The sequence below is a fragment of the Paenibacillus agaridevorans genome (assembly GCF_003112455.1).
Classification (GTDB): Bacteria; Bacillota; Bacilli; order Paenibacillales; family Paenibacillaceae; genus Pristimantibacillus; species Pristimantibacillus agaridevorans.
Map to the genome: position 1 here is coordinate 421,458 of NZ_BDQX01000458.1, position 24,921 is coordinate 446,378.

Sequence of the window (24,921 nt, forward strand, 5' to 3'; positions counted from 1 at the left end):
AGCATGAAACACGCGCTAGCAAACGGTAGTGGATTCCCACAATAGTCGGCGGATCAGATGCGGCGCGGTTTATTATAGTGACTTTTTCCACTATAACCGATGGGTCAGATGCGGCGTGGCTTATTATAGTGGATTATTCAGTTACATTTGGCACATCTGGGCAAAGTGAGCCCATTGTAGTGGACTTTTCCGCTATATTCGGCACACCAGATCAAATCGAGCCCATTGTAGTGGACTTTTCCGCTATATTCGGCACACCAGATCGGAGCGAGCCCATTGTAGTGGACTTTTCTGCTATATTCGGCACACCAGATCGGAGCGAGCTCATTGTAGTGGACTTTTCCACTATATTCGGCGCACCAGATCAAATCGAGCCCATTGTAATGGACTTTTCCGCTATATTCGGCACACCAGATCGGAGCGAGCCCATTGTAGTGGACTTTTCCGCTATATTCGGCACACCAGATCAAATCGAGCCTATTGTAGTGGACTTTTCCGCTATATTCGGCGGATCCGGCACGGTGTGGCTTATTATAGTGGTTTTATCCGCTACATTTGGCGCATCTGACCAGGGTGAGCCGAATGTAGTGGATTTTTCCGCTACATTCGGCTCGCCAGACCTCTTTCGGTGGTCGGGGATAGCTTCGAACAGGTTTCCCCGCCAACCACCGACTCACGCGACTCCCTTCTCTTCTATAGGCAACGCAAAGTGACTTCGATGTCCTGGTTGTAGTTGCCGAAGCCCTTGCCGAATAAGGTGACGCCGCCGCAATTGCGGGCCGTCGCGCTGCACGAGATTCGGAACAGAATTTCCTTGTCGTATGACAATGCCAAGTCCGAGATTGTTACGCCCGATACTTTGACGCCGTCGATGAACGAGCCATGCTGCGTAATTCGAATCGTCTTCATCAGACCATGATGAATGTTTTTGTACCACCATGCCGGGGTGTAGATGCCTCGGTCGTTGCCGAAATTGCCGGGATACGTCCAAGTGCCAATCTCTGTTCCATTCATGGAAAAGACGATGTCGGTAGGCAAATGATCCACAGTGCATGGAGTCTCCGAACAAATCTCCAGCGAAACCTCCAGCGTGTCGGGTTTCTCGTTGTTGACCATGTAATTCGGGATCCGGTATTCCACGTAACCGATGCCGAACCACAACACTCGCGCATGCACATGCTCGGGATCCGCAAAATATCTGGGATCGTCGCACATCCCGATCATATTGTTCGCGGAGGCTATGCCGCAAGTCGGTTTCACTTCATAAGAAGAATACGCCCCTACAGGGAGCGATACAAAATACCGACTCCGCTCCGTTGCCACAGCATGCTTGCGAAAACGCAGCGTGGCCTGGGATAGGTCCAAGTGGCAAATTTTTTGCTTGCCTCGTTTGCCCGCAACGATCTCTGATCTCACAATGCCCGCTTGTTCAAGCATATGGATATGTCTTGTCACGATAGGCGATTTAATATCCAGCGCTTCGGACAAACTTTTAATATTCATTGCTTCGGCTCCCAGCAGCTCGATAATGCGAACCCGCGTCGGAGACGAAAAACATTCCAAAAACTTTAAATTCTCGCTGCAAACCTCGATCTCCATAACCGAATTACTCTCCGTTCGTTTCAATCGTGCTCATGTCGCCTCATTATATAACTTTAAAGTTATCTTTTCAATCCTACCCCGTTTTCTTGACATGCCTATATGTTACCGATAGAATTAATCGCGTCAACGAGTGTAGCCAATATAACGTTTCCTCAAAAGTTCATCAAATAAGGAGGTTGCCGCATGAACAGCTTTCAATTTCACAATCCTACCCGCATCGTGTTCGGCGAAGGCGAAACGCGTCGAGTCGCCGAATTGACCGCTACATATGGCCGAAACGTCCTTCTTGTGTACGGAGGCAACAGCATTAAAGCGAACGGTCTGTACGACCAAACGATCGATCTGCTCAAACAAGCGGATATCGAAGTGCATGAGCTGGCCGGTATTGAACCCAACCCTCGCCTGTCCACTGTGCAGAAGGGCATCGACATTTGCCGCCGGGAAGGCGTGGACTTTATATTGGCGGTCGGCGGAGGCAGCGTCATCGACGCGGCCAAGGCGATCGCGGCCGGCGTTCCGTACGACGGCGACGTCTGGGATTTCTTCGTAGGCAAAGCACGAATCCAGAAAGCACTCCCGCTGGGAACGATTCTGACGCTGGCCGCTACGGGCTCCGAGATGAACGGCAACACCGTTATCTCCCACTGGGATGCCAAGCTAAAACGAGGCAGCGGCAGCCCCCATATCTATCCGAAGTTTTCGATACTCGATCCCACCGTTACCTACTCCGTGCCTCGCAATCATACGGTGTACGGGTCCATCGACATTATGTCGCATGTGTTTGAGCAATATTTCAGCCTGACCAAGAATACGCCCCTGCAGGAGAGATTGTGCGAATCCATTCTTCAGACCGTCATCGAGAACGTAGAACCTGCGCTGTCCAATCCTAACGACTCGGTGGCGCGGGCCAATCTGATGTGGAGCGGCACCATGGCGCTGAACGGCGGGCTCATCAGCGTCGGCGTGCATACCGATTGGGCGACGCACGGCATCGAGCACGAAGTCAGCGCGATCTACGATATCCCGCATGGCGCGGGTCTCGCTGTCCTTTTCCCTAACTGGATGAAATACGTGTACAAAGAACGCATCGACAGATTTGTCCAATACGCGCAGCGGGTATGGGGCATCCAGCGTGATGACCGCACTGACGATGAGCTTGCACTTGCGGGCATCGAGGCAACACGCGCCTTCTTCACTCGCATTGGAGCGGAGTCCCGCTTGGCCGACTTCGGCATCGGAGCGGACCAGTTGGACCGAATGGCGGAGGAAGCCGTCCGTTACGGAGAGATCGGCAACTTCAAACGTCTGGGCCAACAAGATGTGCGCAATATTTTGGAAATGTCGCTCTAATCTACTATCGATCGAGGAGGAACTCTAACAATGACAACCGCATTTACGAACAGCGCAACGCTGCATAACGGATTAAAAATGCCTTGGCTCGGCTTGGGCGTATGGAAAGTAAAGGACGATGGCGAGACGGAGCGTACCGTACAAGCTGCGATCGAAGCGGGATACCGACATATCGATACGGCTGCGGTCTACGGCAACGAAACCGGCGTAGGTATCGGCGTTCGCAACAGCGGCATCGCGCGCGAAGAGCTCTTTATCACGACGAAAGTATGGAATTCGGACCAAGGCTACGAGTCTTCGCTTGCGGCGTTCGAGCAGAGCCTGGAGCGGCTGGGCATGGATTACGTCGACCTGCTCTTGATCCACTGGCCGGTGAAAAGCAAATACAAGGATACATGGCGGGCGCTGGAATCCATCTACCGCTCCGGCAAAGCCCGTGCGATCGGCGTCAGCAACTTCCATATCCATCACCTGCAGGATCTGATGGAGTCCAGCGAGCTCGTGCCGATGGTCAATCAGGTAGAATACCATCCGCTGCTGACGCAAGAGCCGCTTTTGGCATTCTGCAAGAGCAATCGAATTCAAGTCACGGCTTGGAGCCCGCTGATGCAAGGCAACCTGGATCATGCCGTGCTTGCCGACATCGGGGCCAAATACGGCAAATCTCCCGCACAGGTCGTGCTCCGCTGGGATCTGCAGACGGGCGTTATAACGATTCCGAAATCTACAAATCCGGAACGTCTGAAGCAGAACGGCGATATTTTCGACTTCGAGCTGTCCGCAGAGGATATGGCAGCCATCAGCGCGCTGAATCGCAATCAGCGCTTTGGCTCGGATCCGGACAACTTCAACTTCTAAGAGAGAAAGTATGGCGAATCATTTACACTTCTATATGTGGTCAAAGCACGGGGACTTAACGGTCTCCGTGCTTTTTTTTCCTCAATACGACTGACACGTACACATTGCCCGCGCTACGCTCTGCGCCCTGTTCGTAACGGACACCACAGTCGCTATTTCGCAAAAATGGGGCCTGTTCAAATTGTAACGGACACAGACGACCTTACTTCCGTCAAAACCGCATAGAATGGGCGGAAATGCTTCAAATAGCGTCATCTGAGTCTGTTAGATTTTCAATATCGCGAAAATGCGGCAAATAGAGGCTTTGAGGTCCGTTAGCGAAAGCCAACCGAACTCATTTGACACCAGCGCATCGTTAAATCGATGCATATCCGATTTTTCTTGACAGCTCCAGCCTTCCGGGAGTAATCTAATGCCATAAAATGAGTGATTACTCACTCCTATCCGAGGGGGTTTTGGAATGTCTGCTCCTATCGATACCGCCATCCGCGTTCGCGGGCTCAGCCGCGCTTTCGGCCATCAAACCGTCCTAAGGGACATTACGCTCGACATCCAATCATCCGAAATATTCGGTTTGCTGGGACCTTCCGGCTCCGGCAAAACGACGCTTGTCAAAATGATCGCCGGCATTGACGAAGGAACCTCAGGCGAAGTCGTCATGCTGGGCACGAAGCTGCCGAATCTCTCGATGATGGAAAGAATCGGCTACATGGCCCAGTCCGACGCACTGTACGAAGAGTTGACGGCCAAGGAGAATCTTGATTTCTTTGCCGCGCTGTTTGGACTAAAAGGCGCGATAAAGAAAACCAGAACCGCGTACGTCATGGAGCTGGTCGGGCTGGGCGAGCACATGAACGGGATCGTAGCCTCGTACTCCGGGGGGATGAAACGAAGATTGTCGCTCGCTATCGCCCTGCTTCACGATCCCAGAATCCTTATTCTCGATGAGCCAACCGTTGGCATAGATCCCTTGCTTCGGAAGTCGATCTGGTCCGAGCTGGAAAAGCTTAGCCGGCAAGGAACGACTATCCTCATCACAACCCATGTCATGGACGAGGCGGAAAAATGTCATCGACTCGGCCTGATCCGCGAGGGCCGCCTCATCGCTGTCGGCTCACCGGAAGCGTTGAAGCAGGAAACGGGCAGCTTCACGATCGAGGAAGCATTTCTTCATTACGGAGGTGCGGCAAGATGAGAATTCGCGCGTTAACGCTCCGGATTATCCGCCAGTTTTTCCGCGACAAGAGGACGCTGGCCTTGCTGATCGCAGCGCCCCTACTCGTCCTGTCGCTTATGTATCTTGTATTTAACGGCGACTCCTATACGCCTAAGATAGGGGTTATCGGCATACCGGACTCGCTCGCAAAGCAAGCCGAGGGGCTTGATGCGGATGTCCGCGCGTTCGGCAGTCCGGAGCTGGCGGAGAAGGCGCTCGAGGCGCAGGACATCGACGCCTATGTCTTGTGGGACGGCAGCGCGCCGGCAATCAGGCTGGAGGGCAGCGATCCGGCCCGCAATCGGGCGGTGCTGTCAGTCGCTTCGGCGTGGCTGGGGCAGACCGGCATGTCTGCGGGCATAGGCGTGCCGGCAGGCAAAGGGGCGCCAGCGGATACGAACGCGCATTTGAATGATGTCGCGGACACGTCGTCGAACGCGCACTCGGAGGCTGATAAGGGCACGAGCGCTCAAGCCGGCCCTGCGGCGGCGCCTGCAATCGAATATTTGCACGGCGGACCCGCGATGACGACATTCGACAGTCTGGGCCCCGTTTTCATCGGCGTATTTGCTTTCTTTTTCGTGTTCCTGATCGCTGGTGTTTCGTTTTTAAAGGAAAGAACAAGCGGAACTCTTGAGCGGTTGCTTGCGACGCCTCTGAGAAGATGGGAGATCGTTGCGGGATATATTTTTGGCTTCGGCTTGTTCACGGGCATACAAGCGGTGCTGATCGCCTTGTATTCCGTCCATGTCCTGGGTTTGATGATGGACGGCTCCATCTGGTACGTGCTGCTGGTGATGCTGCTCTTGTCCGCAACGGCGCTAAGTCTCGGCACCTTTCTGTCGGCGTTCGCCCATACGGAATTCCAGATGATACAATTCATCCCGCTGGTCATCGTCCCGCAAATCTTTTTCTCCGGACTGTTCGATCTCGAAAGCATGTCCCCATGGCTCAGATGGCTGTCCCATCTCATGCCGCTGACCTACGGCGCCGACGCGCTTAGAGGCGTCATGCTCCGGGGCGAAGGCTGGAGCGGCATCGCGGGAGACGTGCTCGTGCTCGCCGGCTTATCCTTGCTCTTTATGGGAGCCAACGTGCTGGCGTTGCGCAAACATCGCAAAATATAGTAACCTGTAGCAACCTACAGCTAGACAAAAAGGAGCTTACTCGCATGACCGAACGGAATGATCTATGGCTGCAAGATCTGCTTCGACTGGCGGAGGAAGACGGAGGCGGCGTTAAAACTGAGAAGCAAGCCCGCATTCTCGAAGCCGCGATCGAAATCTTTGCCGAGAAAGGTTACGCTGCCGCATCGACGAGCGAGATCGCATCCAAAGCTGGCGTAGCGGAAGGCACGATTTTCCGCCATTACAAAACCAAAAAGGATCTGCTGCTCTCCATTGCCGGACCCATTGCAGTGAAACTTGCCGCTCCGTTCCTCATGCGCGACTTCGCCAAAATGCTGGAGCAGCCCCACGAACGGGTCGAGGACTTGTTCCGGACCATCGCCAAGGATCGATTCCAGTTCGCGCGACAGCACATGAAGCTGCTCCGCATTCTGATCCATGAGGTCCCCTTCCAGCCCGAGCTGCTGACGCAGGTCAGGGAACTGTTCGAGAACCACGTATATCGGCGCATGGAGAAAGCGATACTCCACTTTCAGGCCCAAGGCCAACTGATCGATGCCCCTCCGTGGCGCGTGCTTCGTTCTGCGATCAGCCTGGTCGTCGGCATGATCTTGACCCATCTCCTCCTATTACCGGACGAGAGCATCGACGAGGACGAAGAAATCGACCGCACGATCGACATCTTGATGTACGGCATCGCAGGCCGGTCGGAATAACCTGATCCTTCGGATTGCTGCCGGGCATGCGCGAACTGAGCTTCGATTAGCGATAACAGACAGACAAAGACGCCCCGTTCCTAGCTGTATCAGCAAGAAACGGGGCGTCTATTTGGTCAACAGGAGCTCGCAATTTTTCGAATCCAGAGTCGTTCCCGTCGCGAGTTATTCGGCGTTATCCGGCTTGACAACGCCCTTCTTCAAGATCAGGTTCGCGTACAAGGCGCTCTCACCTGTCGCTACGATTGCGTAAGCCCGCTTCGCCCTCTCGTAGAAGGAGAATCTTTCGATCTCTTCAAATGGCTCATCCAGCCCTTCGCGGGCGCGGATAATTTCGCGGTACTCCTCCCAGATAGGCGTCTGCGTCGCGTCACCCGGCATGACGGCCATCAGTCCGGCAGGTTTTTCCACGTATTGATCCAGCGGTAACAATTGCAGCATGGCGTCCAGCAGCGCCGGAATGCCGTGCCCGTCACAACGGATTAGCCGCTGCGCGTGGCTGGCGCCAGGGAAGTTTCCGTCCGCGAGAACGATTTCATCGCTATGTCCCATCTCCATAAGGACCTTCAACAGCTCGGGCGGCAAAATGGCCGGTATCCCTTTCAGCATAATAAGCCTCCTCACCGCTTCCCGCTCGCCATGTTAAGCCGCAAGGGCCCAAGAGCGATTGGCATCGGCATTATTTCATCTTCTGAAGCAGTTGAATCCGGTAGGCTTCGCTTTCAAGCGAAGCTATCTCCTCAAACTCTTCCTTCGTGAGTACCTTCGGCTCGCGAATCGCTTTGGCGATGAGGTAGATTTTGCAGCTTTCCTCGACGACTTCCGTGCGGTAATAAGCTTCGCGCAGGTTGCGTCCGGTCGTCACTAGACCGTGATTGCCCAGCAGCACCGTACTGGCTTGATTAACAACCTCGACGTATGCGTCCGCGAGTTTATCCGTCGTAGGCAGAACGTACGGTACATACACCGTCTTGCCGACAAGCGCCGCTTGGTCCGGGAACATGATGGGAAGCTCCTGCTCTACCAGAGTAAATGCGATGCAATATGGCGGGTGTGTATGCACGATTGCGCCGATATTCGGATTGGCGCGGTAAGCGTAGAGATGCATCAGCACCTCAGACGATGGACGCAGACCGATGTCGGTTATGTCGCCCGTTTCGATGTCGACTTCTACCCATTGCTCCGGCTCGATTTCGTCGAGAGCGAAACCGCTTGGGGACAAATACATTTTGCCTTCGTGCTTTGCGCTAATATTACCTCCCGGGCCGACGACCAGCTTGTTCGCTACCGTCTTGCGGGCGTATTTGCACAGTTCCTCGCGAATGGCTGTACTGCTCATGTTGGGTTAACCTCCAGCATAATTAATTTGATATTGAAAGATGGGGCAGCATGTTTTAGGGCGTGTCTGAATACTCCGAGGGGAGCAGATTTTGCCGAATTTTCGTTCCATGCAAGGAACTTTTGTGAAGGTGTACCGGGGGTACATCAAGCAAAAGTGACGAAGCAGGGGGCGGAAAGGCGGTGAAAGATGCCCCTGAGCGGGTTTTCAGACACGACCTAGTTATTTGTAAAGCGGGCCAAAGTTGCTGCACGCGCGGAAGTCCGCGCCCTCGGCATCGGCCGTGCCGAAAAGTCCCCATGCGCGAGGACGGAAGACACGATCCTCCGGCACGTTGTGCATATGGACCGGAATGCGAAGCATGGCCGCCAGCGTAATCAAGTCGCCGCCGATATGGCCGTAGCTGATGGAGCCATGGTTGGCGCCCCAGTTGTCCATGACATCGTAGACGGAGCGGAACGCGCCTTCTCCGGTAAGCTTAGGAGCGAACCAAGTCGTCGGCCATGTAGAATCCGTCCGTTTGTCCAGCGTATCGTGCACGTCTTGCGGCAGATCGACGGAGTAGCCTTCCGCGATTTGCAGTACCGGACCGATGCCCTTTACGAGATTGAGTCGGGACATCGTCATCGGCATGCCGCCGCGAGTCAGATAATCGGAGGAATAGCCGCCGCCGCGGAAATATTCCACGGAAGCCGGACGCCAGGACGTCGCGTCCAGACACTTCTGCGCCTCTTCTTCCGTAATCTCCCAGAACGGCTTCATGACCGGCTGGCCGTCCCTGCTTTGTTCGCCCGTGCCGTCAAGCGTTGCCGGACCGGAGTTGATCAGATGGAGAATGCCGCCTTCCGCAGCTCCTTCGAGCTTATGTCCCGTCACGCGTTCAACGGAGTCGGGACTCCAGTAAGTGCGAACGTCTGCAAAGATCTGCGCCGTATTCGTAAGCAAGTTGCCGAACAACATGACCGCGCCGTTAAGGCTGTCGTTCTCAGTCGCGACGATGTATGGAGCGCGGATGCCGTTCCAGTCGAACGAGGAGTTAAGCATCGCTTCCATAAAGTCTCCGTTCGGGAAGTGGTCCGTCCACTGGCGCTGGCCTTGAAAGCCGGATACGATCGCGTTGTGGCCCATTGCTTCCTCGCCGAAGCCCAGCTCCGCTAGGCGCGGGTTGCCGACCATAAGGTCGCGGGCGATTTGGGTCATTTTGACCACGGTCTCCCAGTCCTTGTCCTTGCTCTCGCGGGAGGTCTGGATGCTCTCCGGATTGTTGTCCGGTCCTTCGATGCAATTCTCCTTCACCCATGCCAGCGCCTTTTCGTATTCTTCGCCGTCATAGATGCCTTCTTCCATACGGCGGACGAATTCCGACATGTCCACGTATTCGGTGCGAAGGCCGAGATACTCCTGGAAAAACGCGTCGTTGACGATGGAACCCGCGATACCCATGGATACCGAGCCCATGGACAGGTACGACTTGCCGCGCATATAAGCAACCGCTAGACCCGCGCGCGCGAATCCGATCAGCTTGTCCCGGACATCGTCCGGAATGGTCGTATCGCCAGCATCCTGGACTTGCTCGCCGTAGATGCCGAACGCCGGCAAACCTTTCTGCGCATAACCCGACAATACGGCTGCCAGATAGACCGCGCCTGGACGCTCCGTACCGTTAAAGCCCCATACCGCCTTGGGGATGGAAGGATCCATATCCATCGTCTCCGTGCCATAACACCAGCATGGAGTTACGGTGATGGACACGCCCACGCCGGACTTCAGGAATTTGTCGGCGCATGCTGCAGCTTCCGCCACGCCGCCGATGCAAGTATCCGCAATGACGCATTCTACAGGCTCTCCGTTCGGATAACGAAGCGTCTCCGACAACAATTTCGCCGTTGCTTTTGCCATATTCATCGTCTGCTCTTCGAGCGACTCGCGCACGCCTCTTCGTCTGCCGTCAATCGTCGGCCGAATGCCGATCTTGGGGAAACCCCCTTGGAATCGCAAGTTTGTCTCTGCCATGTCAAAACCCTCCATTGGAATAATTTTAAGGTTGTTCAAAGTAAAAATGTTACCGATAACTCTAAATTAACAGCCAAAGAGGTTGCTGTCAACGCTTTCTTTTTGTATGATAAGTCCTATGATATGTCGAAAGGATAGTCATTATGGTAACGATCTATGATATTGCGGAGAAAGCCAATGTCTCGGCGATGACCGTGTCGAGAGTTATCAATAACTCAGGCAGAATTAGCGAAAAAACACGGGCGAAGGTACGGAAAGTGATGGAGGAAATGAACTACGTGCCGAATCAAACGGCGAGAAGTCTCGTGCTGCAGCAAACGAAGCTGCTGTTCCTTCTCATTACGGATATTACGAACCCGTTTTATACGACGCTCGCAAGAGGCGCGGAAGATGCCGCCAAGAAACAAGGCTACCGTCTGCTGTTCGGCAACAGCGACGAGAGCCTGGAAAAGGAAGCCGACTACGTGACGACGATATTGACGACGAGGGTCGACGGCGTGCTGCTCGCGCCGGCCGGCGATCCGTCACTCCCCCATCTGGAGTTGCTGCGCCGCCACGATGTGCCCTTCGTCCTGCTTGACCGCGAGGTGCCCGGCATCGACTGCGACATTGTACTCGGCGACAGCAAGGAAGGCGCCAGGCAACTCGTCTCCCATCTGGCGGAGGCCGGACATGAACGAATTGCCATGGTAAACGGTTCCTCCTCCATCTCCAGTGCGAGACTGCGCCTGCAAGGCTACAAGGAGGGACTGAAGCTAAGCGAGCTGCCTTTCCGAGAGGACCATATATTCGAGACGAGCTTCGGCTCGCTAAACGATCTATCCGAGATGGAAGCATGGCTGGCCGGCCTCAACCCTCCTCCAACCGCGATTCTTACGGGCAACAACGTGCTTGCCGTAGAGGTCATGCGGCTGCTGCATGGGCAAGGACTCCGCGTCCCCGAGGATATGTCCATCGTCTGCTTCGACGATCTCGGTCCCTATGCCGATGTGGAGCCGTTTCTCACCGTCGCGGCGCAGCAAGCCTACCAGTTCGGCTATATGGGCATGAGCATGCTCATCGAACGTATTCAGGACAAGGAGACCGCCCAGCCGTGGAAAAAAATCGTCCTCCCCGCGGAGCTGCTCGTCCGTCGATCCGTCAAGCCGCTGCGCTCGGGAGAGTAGTTTTGTGTCACAGCGACTTCCGGAATTCTGTAGGCGACACCCCTCGCCACTTTCGGAATTGCTTCGTGAAAAACAGAGGGTCGTTAAAGCCGACCGAAGCCGCCACCTGGGCGATCGTCAAATCTCCAGCGAGCAGCTTCTCGGCTTTTTTCATGCGGATTTTATTTAAATATTGCATGGGAGACAGCCCTGTCGTTTCTTTGAACAGCTTCGTCAAATGGGCGCGGTGGTAGCCCAGCTTCCTCGCGATTTCCCCAATCGAAATATGCTGGCCGTATTGGTAGGACAGCATCCGAATCGCTTGATCGATCTGCTGCTGTCTGCCAGGTATCGCGTCCTCCGGCAGCGGTCGATTCATGGGGCGCCCTCCCTCACTTGGCTGATGCGACATGATCCTCGGCTCGCCGTCGCCGCCGTCTATGCCTGTGACGCCGTTTTCGGGCGCATTCCCTGCAAGCGCGGCGACCCCCATTTCGTGAAGCACCAGCCTCAAACAGCCGGACGCCGCCATGCTGCCCAGCTCGGGCGTCGCTCCGTTGTCCAGACTGTCCCGGATACTGCCGAACAATTCTTGCATCTTAATGGGAGACAACCCTCGGAGTGCCGCCCGTTCAGGCGTTATGCCAATACGCCCCAACGCCTTCTCGGTCTGATCACCCGAGAAACCGATCCACATATACGTCCACGGAGTCTCCTTGCTCGCTTCGTATTTGACCAAAATGTCGGGGAAAATCAGAAACGCGTCCCCCTTCTTCAGCCGATACTTTTGCCCCAGCGTTTCGAACGTCCCTTCTCCCGCTGTCACAACATGAACGAGAAAATAATCGTGAACCGCAGGCCCGATGTAATGGCCGCCAACGACGTCGGCTTCGCCGCAGAACATCACGACGAAGTCCCCCCGATCCGACGCGGCGTTTATAGACAGGCTGTATCGGTAGTGTTCCACTCTGCATGTCTCCCTTCGCGTTTCTCCTGTCGTTACTCCTATCGTTATCATACACAACAATACGACATTACTCCATATATTGATCTCTTCTTTCCATATGCAACGGCAGCTTGCCGACCTATACTGTAAGTGATTACTTCGGTTGTGCGCGCTGCATACCACACTTCAAACCTATACGTTCGAGGAGGCTTATTTCTTATGTCCAAGATTACATTTATCGGTGCGGGAAGCACAGTATTTGCAAAAAATATTTTAGGCGACGTGATGCATACGCCGGCGCTTCAGGGCTTCGAGATTGCCTTGTACGACATCGATGCCGACCGTCTACGCGATTCCGAAACGATGCTGCAAAACATTAAGTTAACCAGCGGCAGCGCTTGCGAGATCAAAGCTTACTCCGATCGCAAGGAAGCGCTCCGCGGCGCCAAATACATCGTTAACGCGATTCAGGTTGGCGGATACGATCCATGTACGATTACCGACTTCGAAATTCCTAAAAAATACGGCCTGCGTCAGACGATTGCCGATACAGTCGGCATCGGCGGCATTTTCCGCAACTTGCGCACGATTCCCGTAATGCTCGACTTCGCCAAGGATATTAACGAAGTATGTCCGGACGCGCTGTTCCTGAATTACACGAATCCGATGGCGGTATTGACGAACGTCATGAACACGCACGGCGGCGTTAATACGGTCGGTCTCTGCCATAGCGTGCAAGTATGCGTACCGCATCTGTTCAAACATCTTGGCATGGAGACGGAAGGCGTGAAGTGGCATATCGCGGGAATCAATCATATGGCTTGGCTGCTGGAAGTAAGCAAAAACGGCGTCGATCTGTATCCCGAGATCAAACGCAGAGCCGCAGAGAAACAAAAGGAAAAACACGACGATATGGTCCGCTTCGAGATGATGCTGAAATTCGGCTATTACATCACGGAGTCGTCCGAGCATAACGCGGAATACCACCCGTACTTCATCAAACGCAATTATCCCGAGCTGATCGAACGCTTCAACATTCCGCTGGACGAGTATCCACGCCGCTGCGTGAATCAAATTCAGAACTGGGCGGATATGCGCGATAAACTCGTTAACGACAAAGGACTCGAGCATTGCCGAAGCCACGAATACGCATCCTACATCCTGGAGGCGATCGAGACCGACGTTCCGTTCCGCATCGGCGGCAATGTCATGAACACGGGGCTCATCACGAATCTGCCTAAGGAAGCCTGCGTCGAGGTGCCGTGTCTGGTCGACCGCAACGGCGTTACGCCAACTTACGTAGGCGATCTGCCGCCGCAGTTGGCCGCTCTTAACCGCACTAACATCAATACGCAGCTGTTGACGATCGAAGCGGCTGTCACCGGAAAGCGCGACCACATCTACCATGCGGCGATGCTGGATCCGCATACGTCCGCCGAGCTGTCGATGGACGACATCGTTTCCCTCTGCGACGAGCTTATCGAAGCTCACGGCAGCTGGCTGCCGAAGTACGTATAATATTACGGAAAACCATTGATGTTTTTGCTGCCTCCCGTCTTTCGGGAGGCCTTTTTATTTGGGCATCCAGTGAAAGTTGATCCTGTATGTAATAGAGAATAAGCCGCAAAGTCAGGTTGTAAAACCCGTCTCTGCGGCTTATGGAAATGGACTAACCGATAAGTTATATCCTTTTTTTGAAAAGCAGGCTTGAAATCAAGGTTCCGCGTAGACGCCCCACCCCGCTCCGCCCGGAAGCGGACAACGCTTGACCTTCAGCTTTGCGGCCACGCGCACGTAACATCCGCAAGCGACGCAAGTCGAACCGCCAGTCAGTTTGGGACATGCTTGGCATACGGCAAGCCTGCTCTCGTACACATCGTCCGGAACGGCATGGAGAGGCGAGCTGAACATCGGCGCCGACAAGATACGGTCGATATCGGCTTCCGTGACGCGATAAGCGGGATCGCAGCCTCTGCAGCCCCCGGAATCGGGCTGCCTGGACTGCCCGCGAGCAACCTGTCGATCTTCCGCGGTCATCATGAACCGCTCCTACGATTGAAGCTGCAGTACCGTTACGGACATCGGCGACAGCTTCACGCGGAGCGTCGTTTCTTCCAGGGAAAAGCCGTTGAACGGCGCCGGCTTCACGACTTCCGGCTGCTCGAACGTATTGTGGGCATCCATGGCGCTTGCCGTCAATTCCGTGCCGCTGACCTGCGGAGCGGCATCCGACAAACCGCGTAGATCGATGCTCAGCTCGGCTCCGCTGTGTGGATCGACATTGCACAAGCTAATGTGAATACGGCCTTCCGCGTCTCTCGACGCGCTGGCGGACAGCTTGGCGATGGAGTCGCCGCCATGCGAATACGTTTCGTCCGACGACAGCTTCAGCTCCAGACGTTCGGCGTCGTGATGCACCTTGTACATATCGAATACATGGTACGTCGGCGTCAAGATCATGGCTTCCCCTTCCGTAAGAATAACGGATTGCAGCACGTTGACGACCTGAGCGATGTTCGCCATGCGGACACGATCATTATGTTCATGGAAGATGTGGAAGTTGAGTCCGGCGACGATCGCGTCGCGGATTGAGTTTTGCTGATACAGAAAACCCGGATTCGTGCCCGGCTCTACGTTGTACCAAGTGCCCCATTCGTCGATAACAAGTCCTACCCGCTTATCCGGGTCGTAACGATCCATGATCGCGGAGTGGCGAGTAATGAGCTCATCCATCCGCAGCGTCTTCTTGAGCGTCACGAACCAATCCGCCTCCGTAAAGCCCGTCGCCGCGCCTTTGTCCGCCCAGACGCCCGGCACCGTGTAGTAATGAAGGGAGATGGAGTCCAGATGGCGATGCGCTTCGCGCATGAGCACGTCTGTCCATTCATAATTATCGTCGTTGGGACCGCACGCAATTCTGTGTATCTTGTTGTCTCCATAGTTGCGAACGTAAGTCTGATAACGCTTGTATACGTCCGCGTAATATTGCGGACGCATATTGCCGCCGCAGCCCCAATTCTCATTGCCGACGCCGAAGTAGGTCAGCTTCCACGGCTTCTCCCGGCCGTTCTTCGCACGCAGCTCCGCCATTGGCGATACGCCTTCGAATGTCATGTATTCCACCCACTCGGACATCTCCTGCACCGTGCCGCTGCCTACGTTGCCGCAGATGATGGGCTCGCATTCCAGCAGCTCGCACAACAACATGAACTCATGGGTGCCGAAGTGGTTGTTCTCCACCACGCCGCCCCAATGCGTGTTGATCATCCGCTTGCGCTCCTCGCGAGGGCCGATGCCGTCCTTCCAGTGGTATTCGTCCGCGAAGCAGCCGCCTGGCCAGCGCAACGAAGGGATCTTAATGCCTTTGAGCGCTTCCAGCACGTCGTTCCGAATGCCGCTCGTATTTGGAATCGGAGAATCCTCGCCCACCCAAATGCCTTCATAGATACATCTGCCCAGATGCTCGGAGAAGTGGGCGTAGAGATTGCGGTCGATCTTGCCTAACGTTTGGTCGGCTTGAATCGTCAATACGTTTTGGTTCGTCATCGCTTTGACCTCGCTATTCTAATGGGAGTAGGTTGCTCTAATTGAATTAACATTTATATAAATTCAATTAGTATATTTATTAATCCTACTCATAGAATACGCTTGCAGAGCTATTTTAGCAATCCTTTTTTACTTAACCAGCTTAGATAATGCTTGATTTGCGAATCCCAATGCCCCCAAGAATGATCGCCAGGCCCTTCGGAGTAGTCCAATTCAAAGGCGGATTCCCGGCAAGCATCCCGGAAGCTCAAGTTTTCCTCATAAAGAAAATCCTCTGTTCCGCACCATTGGTATAGCGGCGGCAATGCCGCATCTGCCTTGGCCCCCCGCTTCAATAGCTCCAACAGGTCATTGTCCGTTCCCTCAACGGCCTCATCTCCGAAGATGAGGCCGAAGGAGCGGCGGCGGTTCTCGTCATCCTTGGATTTTTGGATGAAGGCTGCTAAATCTACCGCACCGGAGAAGCTGCCGGCTGCCGCGAATCGTTCCGGATGGCTTAGCGCCCACTTGAACGCTCCGTAACCTCCCATGGACAGGCCCGCGACGAAATTATCCTCGGGCTTATCCGAGAGCGGAAACATCGATCTCGCAAGGAACGGAAGCTCTTCCGTCAGGAACGTCCAGTAATCGCCACCATGCACCATGTTCGCGTAATAGCTGCGATGAACGTTTGGCATGACGACGGCAATTCCATGCTCGTCCGCGTATCGTTCGACGGAAGTACGGCGCGTCCAGATCGTGTCGTCGTCAGAGAAGCCGTGGAGCAAAAACAGCGTTATGTATTTCCGCGATTCCGGGTTCATTCCGTTAGCTCTGGAGGGCTGCGGCAGCAGCACCGTCATGGACGTACTAAGTCCCAGCGATTCGGCAATAAAGTGACACTTCAACAAAGCCATTCGATTATCTTCTCCCTTGACTCATAGTATCTTTACGACTAATATGCTAGCAGAAAACCCGATGTTGCGAAACCTGGAATTGAAGCGCTCTCAGCGCTTATTCATCCTGCTTGCTTTCATGAGATTTTTTTCATGCAATTCTCATAAAGCCAAAAAAAGCGCTCTGCAAGAACCTTTCCAGCTCTCATTTGGCAAAAAGGCCCTGTTTCAATTATGATATATTGATTTTATGAAAAATGACCTGGAGGGATACACTGACAACATGAGAAACGGAAACCTGCTCAAGCACATCGTCAAAATCGGAACCTGCGGCGCAATTATTTGGTCGGCCGTAACGTTCGGAGCCGGCACAGACTCGGCTCATGCAGCAACTCCTACATCGATAGCGTTAATCGACAGCAGCAAAGATTACATAGGCACGCCATACCTTTACGGCGCAGCCGCGGGCTCGACCTCCGCATTCGACTGCTCCTCGTTTACCCAATACATGTTAGGATCCATCGGAGTCTGGCTGCCCCGCACATCAACGGCTCAAGCCTACATGGGCGAAAAGGTTGGCAAAGGATTTCTGAGCATGGGCGATCTCGTGTTCTTCAGCACAAATGGAGGCAAATCCATCAGCCATGTCGGCATCTATGCAGGATCCGGCAAGTTCATCCATAGCTCCAGCAGCAAAGGCGTTACCGTAACCGACATGAACTCCAGCTACTGGAAAAACAAATACGTAACTGCACGCCGGGTTTTGTAAGCGGGATTTCAGAATATGCACTTTTGAAAAAGCTGTTCCCCTGATGAACGAATTCGTTCTTCGGGAGAACAGCTTTTGTGGTCCCATTCTTCATCGATCAGGTCAGGTCTTCACCTTAATCCACTCTTCGCTTCTTCCTTCGGCGTACAAGCTCCGCCAAGACTTTCCGATTACGCCTTGCAGACCCAACTCCCGGACTTGGCTGTGCAGCGATTCGCTTGTACCTCTTGCAAACACCATCCGCTTAAAGCAGGCATTATCCTCAAGCACGGCAAACAGCATACGCTTCCGCTTATATAGAGGAAACACACGCAAATCGATGCCGTTAAAATAAAGAATATCGAATACAAAAAACCGGAGCGGCATCATCGATTGCGCTTCGCGAATACGCAGATCGCCCTTTAAACGATACCGATGCTGGAGCACTTCGAAGTCCGTCTTTCCGGACTCCGGATGCACATAGGCGAGCTGCCCGTCGAAAACGACGTCTGCGGGTTTGCGCAACGGGACGTTATGTAATTCCGGATATTGCCTCGTCACGTCATACCCGTGCCGGCTCAGCAGCTTGACTACGCCTCCGCTCATTGCCAGCTGGAGACGCTGACCATGAATCAACGGCTCGAACAGAAATCGCTCGTCATCAAAAGGGCCGTCCCCCCCGGCGGGGAGCATAGGTTTCATAAACATAGGATGAGTCACCTCGTCTCCATTTTATCATGCATCTATTCATCGAATCCTCGGTAAATTTAGGCTCAATTGACGAATAATTCGTGTAGATGCAACGCATAATATCGGTAGAAAAGGAGGTTGACCAAAGATGTCCAACAACAGAAGCAGCAACAATCTTTTAGTACCCCAGGCTCGCGCCGCCCTGGAGCAGATGAAATATGAAATCGCAGGCGAATTGGGAATCCAGCTTCCGCAAGACGGCTATTACGGCAACATGACCTCTCGGGACATGGGCTCGATTGGCGGTTACATTACACGTCGCCTGGTTCAGATGGCTCAGCAGCAACTGGCAGGCCGCCAATAACCGAAAACGCATGGTCAGAGAGCGCAGCGGCGCTCTCTTTTTGCATTTCGCTTCCATTCGGTTGAGAAAATCGGTAAAATGGGATAGAGTTGTCCTTTGTACATAAATGATGAACGTATTTCATGAAAAGAAAGGAATATCCCAATATGATCATTCAACCAAAAACTCGCGGCTTTATATGCACAACGGCTCACCCGGAGGGCTGCGCCAAGCAAGTTCAGCGGCAAATCGATTACGTGAAAGGCCAGCCTGCTCTGACGGGCCCACGCAATGTGCTCGTAATCGGCGCTTCCACGGGTTATGGTCTTGCGTCGCGCATCGTCTCCGCTTTCGGCGCAGGCGCGAATACGGTCGGCGTTTACTTCGACAAAGCCGCCGAAGGAGCGCGTACCGCTTCCGCGGGCTGGTATAACTCCGCCGCGTTTGAGCAAGCTGCCGCCGCTGCCGGCACGAAGTCCTACAGCATCGTCGGCGACGCATTTTCCGACGAGATTAAAGCCAAAACGATCGACCTGATTCGTACGGAGCTTGGCAAGATCGACCTGATCGTGTACAGCGTCGCCTCCCCGCGGCGCACGCATCCCAAGACAGGCGAGACCTTCTCTTCGGTTATCAAGCCGCTTGGCGAAACTTACAGCAACAAAACCGTCAACTTCCATAATGGCGACGTTTCGATCGCAACGATCGAGCCCGCAACGGATGACGAGCTGCGTCAGACTATTGCAGTCATGGGTGGCGAGGACTGGCAAATGTGGATCGACGAACTCAGTGCCGCCGGCGTTCTAGAGAACGATGTCACGACGGTTGCTTATTCCTATATCGGACCCGAGATTACGCATGCCGTCTACCGCGAAGGAACGATCGGCGCGGCAAAAAATGATCTCGAGACTACGGCTCAGCGGTTGAACAGCCAGCTGTCGGCAACTGGCGGACGGGCGTTCGTATCCGTGAACAAGGCGCTCGTAACGCAATCTAGCTCCGCGATTCCGGTCGTGCCGCTGTATATCTCCGCTCTGTACAAAGTCATGAAAGAGAAAGGCCTGCATGAGGGCTGCATCGAGCAGATGTATCGTCTGTTCTCCGAGCGGCTGTACGCCTCTAACGGAGTTGCAGTAGACGAAAAAGGCCTCATCCGCGTCGATGACTGGGAGATGAAGCCGGAGATTCAAGCAGAGGTCGCTCAGCTATGGGCTGATCTGACTACCGAAAATGTCTACGAGCTGTCCGATCTGGAAGGATATCGCCGCGAGTTCTTCCAATTGTTCGGCTTCGAGACGGACGGCATTGATTACGAAGCGGATGTCAATCAGGACGTAAACATTCCGAATTTGCGTTAAGTTTTTCTATATTTCAACAAAACGCTGAGCGTCGGCCGCGGCCGTGCTCAGCGTTTTTGACCACATAAAAATTTTTAAGTTTCCGAGCTTATCGGACATTTGAAATCTAATCTTTGAAGCGGAGGGTAATATGCCGAATATTAAAATTTTCGCCGGATCATCCAACCCCCGGCTAGCAGAAGCCGTGTGCAAGCAGCTTGAGCTGCCGCTCGGCCGTTCCAACATCTCCCGCGCGCAAAGCGGCGAAATTCATGTTTCTTACGAAGAGTCGATTCGCAACTTCGATATCTTTATCGTGCAGTCGCTCTCTCATCCCGTCAACGAGAATCTCGTCGAGCTGCTTGTTATGATCGATGCGGCCAAACGAGCTTCGGCCAAGTCCGTTAACATCGTCATGCCGTATTACGGCTATGCGCGTCAAGAGAGGAAAGCTGCGCCTCGCGAACCGATCTCGGCCAAGATGGTTGCCGACGTTCTGACGACGGCCGGCGCATCCCGGATCATTACTGTCGATCTTCATGCGGATGCTATCCAGGGTTTCTTCAAGATCACGCTCGATCACTTGACCGCGCTCGATTTGATTATCGAATATTTGCGTTCCAAATCCATTCAGAACCCTGTCGTCGTATCGCCCGACGCCGGACGCGCCACGACAGCGGAAAAGCTTGCAGGTTTGCTGGACTGCCCGTTCGCGATCATGATCAAAAACCGTCCGGCTCACAACGAGTCCGAAATTACGCATATTATCGGCGAAGTCGAAGGGATGACGCCAATCATCATCGAGGATCTGATCGATACGGGCAGCACCATTATTAACGTCGTCGAGGCGCTTAAGAAACGCGGAGCCGAAGACGCCTTTATTTGCGCGACGCATGGACTATTCTCGGGTGACGCGGTACAAAAGCTAAACCATCCCAACATTCAGGAGGTCGTCATCACAGACACCATCAGTCTCGACCAGGAACATTCCGACAAATTCGTCCTGCTGCCGATGGCTCCGCTGCTCGGAACCGCCATTCGCATCATTACGGAGGGCGGCTCCATCGCGACACTGTTCAAGTCGGAGTAACAATAATCTCTCGGCCTGAGACTAGACGGTCAGGCTTTCCTTCTTTAGATCCAGCCAGTCCATCTCTTCCTTGGTCAAGACGATTCGCGAACCTTCGTCGCAGGACGTCAGCTCCTGCGTCGTCTGCGCGCCGATCAGGGCGCAGGTCGGGAACGGCTGATTTAATACATAAGCCAGGGCAATCTGAATGGCGGTTGCCCCCTTCTGTTCCCCAAGCTTCCTTGCCCGCTCCAATCTCTCCCAGTTGTCGTCGTTATAAAACACCCGCACCAAATCTGCATTGTCACGAATCTCCGGCGTGAACCTTCCCGTAAAGAAACCCCTTGCCTGCGAAGACCACGACAAAAGCGGAAGACCTTCGCGCTCATGCCAGGCGCAGGTTTCTTCGTCTGCCGATACGCAGCCCTTCCAGAACGGCTCATTCGCTTTTGCGAGACTGAGGTTCGGACTGCTAAACGTAAAACCTCTTAATCCACTTTTAGCGGCATATTCATTCGCCTCCTGGATTCGTTGCCAAGTCCAGTTGGATACGCCGATCGCGCCCACTTTGCCTGCCTCGATATGTTCGTTAAGCGCGTCCACGATAACCTGTACCGGTATCTCGGGATCGTCGCGATGCAAGCCGTAGAGATCGATATACCCCGTACGCAGTCTATCCAGACTCACGGAGAGATCATAAGCGATGTCCTTACGGGTAACGCGCGGTCCGTTCTGATCGTGATGGGCTCCCTTGGTCAAAATAACGATTTTGTCCCGGTTTCCTCTCTCCTCCATATAACGGCCAATTACCTCTTCGCTCTGGCCTCCGCAATAAATATGGGCGGAATCCAGCGAGTTGCCTCCGATGGCAAGGAAAGCGTCCAGATTCGTTGCCGCCTTCTCATAGGAATCGTGATAGAAATAGTCCGTGCCTTTCATCAATTGAGACACCGGTTTGTCGCAGCCTTTAATTTGAATATATTCCATGGTTGTAGTCCTCCTGATTAGTTAATGGTTACTCTTGCTCTCTCGCGTGCGGATTGCAAGCAAGCATCAATGACCTTCATATTGCGGACTGCGTCAAAAGCATCATACCGAAGCGGTTCTTCTCCTTTGACGGCGCGATACAACGCGTCGGCCTGGGCCGTATAGGCGTTGACATGCTCGACCTCCACCAATCGGCGTTCTCCTCCAGCGTTTACATAGAAGTCGCCGCTGCCTGGCTGCGGCGTAACGTATGCGGAAGGAACTTCAATAATGCCTTCAGTCCCAAGGATCTCAAGCGGGTTGCGGAACGCCGCCCACATGCCGCAGTCGAACGTCAGGGAAACTCCGCCTTCGAATTCCAGCAGACCGGATGCCATCATATCCACATCATCATGCTCCTGCGAGAAGATCGCCTGAACCGTCGCCGCTTCGGGCTCCTTGCCAAGCAACAGCCGTGCCGCGTTGATCGGGTAACAGCCAACGTCGTAGATAGAGCCGCCGCCCCAATCCTTGCGATAACGGACATTGGCGGAATCTTTGGCGTTGTTGAACGTAAACGCGCTGCGAATGCCCCTCAGCTCGCCAATTTCCCCGGATGCGATGATCTCCCGAAGCTTGTCGTAACGCGGATTCCAACGATACATAAACGCTTCGGACAGTTCCACGCCGGCTTTGGCGCAAGCCTCTACCATTTCCTCTGCTTCTTTAGCGGTTAATGCCAGAGGTTTCTCGCAAAGGATATGCTTGCCTGCCTCTGCGGCGCGAATCGTCCACTCTCTGTGCAGATGGTTCGGCAGCGGAATATAAACGACATCGATGGAAGGATCCGCGAGGAGCTCCTCGTAGCTGGAGTAGGCTTGGCCGATCCCATGCTCTTCTGCCGTGCGTGAAGCCTTATCGGCATCCCGGCTGGCAATAGCCGTCACTTCGTTCCATTTCGAAGCTTGCACGCCTGGAATCACTGCGCGTTTGGCAATCCCGGCACAGCCGAGCACGCCCCATTTTAATTTGGTCGCTGTCATATTTGATTGCTCCTTTGTATGTGTAATAATACTATATTGTGATTATATGACTACTCGATTAAAATGAAAATGACAATATATTAAAGGTGTTTAGCACAATTTTGTCTTGAATTAAGCATTCAAAAAGTAAGGAGGTTGGCCTATAAATGCAACGTCAAAGCCACTTGCTAACGCTTCCCCATAGCCCTTACTTCTGTATGCCCGAATCCGTCGGACATTATGAGGATTATATGGAACATACCGTTCATCGCAAGGCCGGAGCGCAAAATAACTTCAATATCCATTTTGTCGTGTCCGGCAAAGGTTATGTAGAAATAGACGGAGAGCGACATGCGCTAGTCGCAGGCGACGCCGTCTTGTATTTCCCCCTTCAGGAGCAGACCTATTACACCAGTCAAGACGATCTCTGGAGCTGCCGATGGGTTCACTTCTACGGCGATGGCCTGCTTGGCGATTTCCTCGTCAATCAGGAGCTGCATCTCAGCCAGCTCTGGTCGCTCCGGGGAACCGAGCAGTGGATTGCCGCGCACGAAGAGCTGCTTGCCGAAGCGGAGCAGCACCGGATGTTGCGCCCTCATCGGCTATCGACGCTTACTTATGCGCTAATCGCGTTATTTGCCGAACAAGCCGTACCGAGAACAACGATCAAGCCCGTCTCTTCCGGCAACCGTATTCTGGAGATTCTGCCGTTGATGCAAAAGGAAGCCGTCCAGCCTTTCGAGCTGGAGCGCTGGTCCTCGCTCGTTGGGGTTACTCCCCATTACTTCTGCAAGCTGTTCCGAGCTGTTATGGAGATGACGCCGATGGACTTCATAACGCGCTGCCGACTGCAGACGGCCAAGCAATGGCTGCTGGAACGCCAATCGGCCTCCATCGGCCAAATCGCGACGGAGGCCGGTTATCCCAGCGCCAGTTATTTCAACAAACGATTTATGGAGCATGAGGGCATGACGCCCACCTCTTATCGCCAGCTCTATAACAATGCGAATAAATAATGGGGCGAGACGGCTAATTGTTCTTGTCTGGCCCCATTATAACTTTGTCGCACACTTTAGATCGGCGACGCCGACTTCAATCCGAAAAAGCAGCCTCCCCGCACTCTTTAGATCGGCGACACCGACTTCAATCCGAAAAAGCAGCCTCCCCGCACTCTTTAGATCGGCGACACCGACTTAAATCCGAAAATGCAGCCTTCTCGCACACTTTAGATCGGCGATGCCGACTTAAATCCGAAAATGCAGCCTTCTCACACACTTTAGATCGGTGACGCCGACTTAAATCCGAATATGCAGCCTTCTCTCGCACAATTTAGATCGGTGACGCCGACTTAAATCCGAAAAAGCAGCCTTCTCGCACACTTTAGATCGGTGACGCCGACTTAAATCCGAAAATGCAGCCTTCTCGCACACTTTAGATCGGTGACGCCGACTTAAATCCGAAAATGCAGCCTTCTCGCACACTTTAGATCGGTGACGCCGACTTAAATCTAGGATAGTCAGCCGCCGTCAGATCCTTAAATCCGGCCTAATCCAACATACGTCAAGCCGGCTTCGCGGACTTTGGTCGGATTCAGCACATTACGTCCATCCATGACGATCGTTCCGCTCATTTTTTGCCGAAGCTGATTCCAATCGGCATCCACGAATTCCTTCCAGCCGGTCGCCACGATGAGGGCGTGGGCACCCGTCGCTGCATCGGCAGCGGACTTCGCCCAAACAACGCCCGGCAGAGCAGGCGAAACCAGCGGGTCGTATGCCGTAACGGCGCAGCCTCTCGCAGCCAATCGCTTCATAAGCTCAATCGCTTGCGAATACCGCAAATCGTCGGTATTCTCCTTAAAGGTAGCTCCAAGCACTGCAACTTTGACCTCCGAGTCCAGATGGCCAAGCGACTTCTCCAGCTTGCCGATATAATGATCCGGCTGAGAAGCATTGACGGCGGCGACTTCCCGCAGCAGCCCCAGGCCAATCTTGCGGGAAGCCGCAGCTCCAA

General features: G+C 53.9%; 24 protein-coding genes. 12 read left to right on the forward strand and 12 right to left on the reverse strand.

Features of this window, described 5'->3' with window-relative positions; genetic code table 11:
- Window positions 1–693: 693 nt before the first annotated feature.
- Window positions 694–1,599: an ArsR/SmtB family transcription factor gene (locus PAT3040_RS35770; RefSeq protein WP_108996332.1), complete on the reverse strand. Its 906-nt coding sequence runs from the start codon at window positions 1,597–1,599 to the stop codon at window positions 694–696.
- A 186-nt stretch (window positions 1,600–1,785) separates the two neighbouring features.
- On the opposite strand from PAT3040_RS35770, the gene PAT3040_RS35775 reads away from it, so the two are divergent.
- The 5 genes from PAT3040_RS35775 (at window position 1,786) to PAT3040_RS35795 (ending at window position 6,869) form a co-directional block, all read left to right on the forward strand.
- Window positions 1,786–2,952 carry an iron-containing alcohol dehydrogenase gene (locus PAT3040_RS35775; protein WP_108996333.1) on the forward strand — a complete coding sequence of 389 codons (1,167 nt, stop codon included), beginning with the start codon at window positions 1,786–1,788 and terminating at the stop codon, window positions 2,950–2,952.
- 30 nt (window positions 2,953–2,982) lie between these two features.
- Window positions 2,983–3,810, forward strand: coding sequence for an aldo/keto reductase (locus PAT3040_RS35780; protein ID WP_108996334.1), 828 nt, complete (start codon window positions 2,983–2,985; stop codon window positions 3,808–3,810).
- Between the two features lie 460 nt (window positions 3,811–4,270).
- Window positions 4,271–5,005 carry an ABC transporter ATP-binding protein gene (locus PAT3040_RS35785; protein ID WP_108996335.1) on the forward strand — a complete coding sequence of 245 codons (735 nt, stop codon included), beginning with the start codon at window positions 4,271–4,273 and terminating at the stop codon, window positions 5,003–5,005.
- Window positions 5,002–6,153 (forward strand): ABC transporter permease, encoded by a 1,152-nt coding sequence (locus PAT3040_RS35790; RefSeq protein ID WP_108996336.1) that lies wholly within the window; start codon window positions 5,002–5,004, stop codon window positions 6,151–6,153. Before PAT3040_RS35785 ends, PAT3040_RS35790 begins: the two co-directional genes overlap by 4 nt.
- 44 nt (window positions 6,154–6,197) lie before the next feature.
- Window positions 6,198–6,869: a TetR/AcrR family transcriptional regulator gene (locus PAT3040_RS35795; protein WP_108996337.1), complete on the forward strand. Its 672-nt coding sequence runs from the start codon at window positions 6,198–6,200 to the stop codon at window positions 6,867–6,869.
- 165 nt (window positions 6,870–7,034) lie between these two features.
- Here PAT3040_RS35795 and PAT3040_RS35800 read toward each other — a convergent pair whose 3' ends face one another.
- The 3 genes from PAT3040_RS35800 to PAT3040_RS35810 form a co-directional block, all read right to left on the reverse strand.
- Window positions 7,035–7,478: an RbsD/FucU family protein gene (locus PAT3040_RS35800; RefSeq protein ID WP_108996338.1), complete on the reverse strand. Its 444-nt coding sequence runs from the start codon at window positions 7,476–7,478 to the stop codon at window positions 7,035–7,037.
- Window positions 7,479–7,548: 70 nt separating this feature from the next.
- The gene (locus PAT3040_RS35805) at window positions 7,549–8,208 is read right to left on the reverse strand and encodes a class II aldolase/adducin family protein (protein WP_108996339.1); all 660 of its coding nucleotides are present in this window, start codon (window positions 8,206–8,208) and stop codon (window positions 7,549–7,551) included.
- A gap of 222 nt (window positions 8,209–8,430) precedes the next feature.
- Window positions 8,431–10,221 carry an L-fucose isomerase gene (locus PAT3040_RS35810; protein WP_087567268.1) on the reverse strand — a complete coding sequence of 597 codons (1,791 nt, stop codon included), beginning with the start codon at window positions 10,219–10,221 and terminating at the stop codon, window positions 8,431–8,433.
- Between the two features lie 143 nt (window positions 10,222–10,364).
- Between PAT3040_RS35810 and PAT3040_RS35815 the strand changes: the two genes are divergently transcribed.
- Complete coding sequence (locus tag PAT3040_RS35815) at window positions 10,365–11,387, forward strand: LacI family DNA-binding transcriptional regulator (protein ID WP_108996340.1); 1,023 nt, start codon at window positions 10,365–10,367, stop codon at window positions 11,385–11,387.
- Window positions 11,388–11,394: 7 nt separating this feature from the next.
- Here the strand turns inward: PAT3040_RS35815 and PAT3040_RS35820 are convergent, their stop codons facing one another.
- On the reverse strand, window positions 11,395–12,333 hold the full coding sequence (locus PAT3040_RS35820; protein WP_181377027.1) for an AraC family transcriptional regulator: 939 nt from the start codon (window positions 12,331–12,333) through the stop codon (window positions 11,395–11,397).
- A 198-nt stretch (window positions 12,334–12,531) separates the two neighbouring features.
- Between PAT3040_RS35820 and PAT3040_RS35825 the strand changes: the two genes are divergently transcribed.
- On the forward strand, window positions 12,532–13,830 hold the full coding sequence (locus tag PAT3040_RS35825) for an alpha-glucosidase/alpha-galactosidase (RefSeq protein WP_087567271.1): 1,299 nt from the start codon (window positions 12,532–12,534) through the stop codon (window positions 13,828–13,830).
- Between the two features lie 195 nt (window positions 13,831–14,025).
- On the opposite strand, the gene PAT3040_RS35830 is transcribed toward PAT3040_RS35825, so the two are convergent.
- The 3 genes from PAT3040_RS35830 to PAT3040_RS35840 all read right to left on the reverse strand — a co-directional run bounded on the left by PAT3040_RS35830 (window position 14,026) and on the right by PAT3040_RS35840 (window position 16,754).
- Window positions 14,026–14,352 carry a DUF6171 family protein gene (locus PAT3040_RS35830; protein ID WP_307719191.1) on the reverse strand — a complete coding sequence of 109 codons (327 nt, stop codon included), beginning with the start codon at window positions 14,350–14,352 and terminating at the stop codon, window positions 14,026–14,028.
- A 9-nt stretch (window positions 14,353–14,361) separates the two neighbouring features.
- Entirely contained in the window at window positions 14,362–15,858 is a 1,497-nt protein-coding gene (locus PAT3040_RS35835; RefSeq protein ID WP_108996343.1) for an alpha-N-arabinofuranosidase, read from the reverse strand.
- Between the two features lie 110 nt (window positions 15,859–15,968).
- The gene (locus tag PAT3040_RS35840) at window positions 15,969–16,754 is read right to left on the reverse strand and encodes an alpha/beta hydrolase (RefSeq protein WP_108996344.1); all 786 of its coding nucleotides are present in this window, start codon (window positions 16,752–16,754) and stop codon (window positions 15,969–15,971) included.
- A gap of 262 nt (window positions 16,755–17,016) precedes the next feature.
- Here PAT3040_RS35840 and PAT3040_RS35845 point away from each other — a divergent pair, with 262 nt between their 5' ends.
- Window positions 17,017–17,502 (forward strand): C40 family peptidase, encoded by a 486-nt coding sequence (locus tag PAT3040_RS35845; protein ID WP_087567275.1) that lies wholly within the window; start codon window positions 17,017–17,019, stop codon window positions 17,500–17,502.
- A gap of 102 nt (window positions 17,503–17,604) precedes the next feature.
- Here the strand turns inward: PAT3040_RS35845 and PAT3040_RS35850 are convergent, their stop codons facing one another.
- A complete protein-coding gene (locus PAT3040_RS35850) occupies window positions 17,605–18,189 on the reverse strand; it encodes an ATP-dependent DNA ligase (protein WP_108996345.1) in 585 nt (194 codons plus the stop codon).
- Between the two features lie 130 nt (window positions 18,190–18,319).
- Here PAT3040_RS35850 and PAT3040_RS35855 point away from each other — a divergent pair, with 130 nt between their 5' ends.
- From PAT3040_RS35855 to PAT3040_RS35865, 3 genes are all read left to right on the forward strand, one after another.
- The gene (locus tag PAT3040_RS35855; RefSeq protein WP_087567277.1) at window positions 18,320–18,535 is read left to right on the forward strand and encodes an alpha/beta-type small acid-soluble spore protein; all 216 of its coding nucleotides are present in this window, start codon (window positions 18,320–18,322) and stop codon (window positions 18,533–18,535) included.
- 146 nt (window positions 18,536–18,681) lie between these two features.
- On the forward strand, window positions 18,682–19,872 hold the full coding sequence (gene fabV, locus PAT3040_RS35860) for an enoyl-ACP reductase FabV (RefSeq protein ID WP_087567319.1): 1,191 nt from the start codon (window positions 18,682–18,684) through the stop codon (window positions 19,870–19,872).
- A 130-nt stretch (window positions 19,873–20,002) separates the two neighbouring features.
- The gene (locus tag PAT3040_RS35865) at window positions 20,003–20,941 is read left to right on the forward strand and encodes a ribose-phosphate diphosphokinase (RefSeq protein ID WP_087567278.1); all 939 of its coding nucleotides are present in this window, start codon (window positions 20,003–20,005) and stop codon (window positions 20,939–20,941) included.
- A 21-nt stretch (window positions 20,942–20,962) separates the two neighbouring features.
- On the opposite strand, the gene PAT3040_RS35870 is transcribed toward PAT3040_RS35865, so the two are convergent.
- Window positions 20,963–21,907 (reverse strand): aldo/keto reductase, encoded by a 945-nt coding sequence (locus tag PAT3040_RS35870; RefSeq protein ID WP_087567279.1) that lies wholly within the window; start codon window positions 21,905–21,907, stop codon window positions 20,963–20,965.
- Between the two features lie 17 nt (window positions 21,908–21,924).
- Window positions 21,925–22,929, reverse strand: a complete 1,005-nt coding sequence (locus tag PAT3040_RS35875) for a Gfo/Idh/MocA family protein (protein WP_108996346.1) — start codon at window positions 22,927–22,929, stop codon at window positions 21,925–21,927.
- A gap of 146 nt (window positions 22,930–23,075) precedes the next feature.
- Here PAT3040_RS35875 and PAT3040_RS35880 point away from each other — a divergent pair, with 146 nt between their 5' ends.
- Entirely contained in the window at window positions 23,076–23,924 is an 849-nt protein-coding gene (locus PAT3040_RS35880; protein ID WP_108996347.1) for an AraC family transcriptional regulator, read from the forward strand.
- A gap of 518 nt (window positions 23,925–24,442) precedes the next feature.
- On the opposite strand, the gene PAT3040_RS35885 is transcribed toward PAT3040_RS35880, so the two are convergent.
- Window positions 24,443–24,921 (reverse strand): UDP binding domain-containing protein (locus PAT3040_RS35885; RefSeq protein WP_305778800.1); only part of this gene is annotated, 479 nt, incomplete at its 5' end.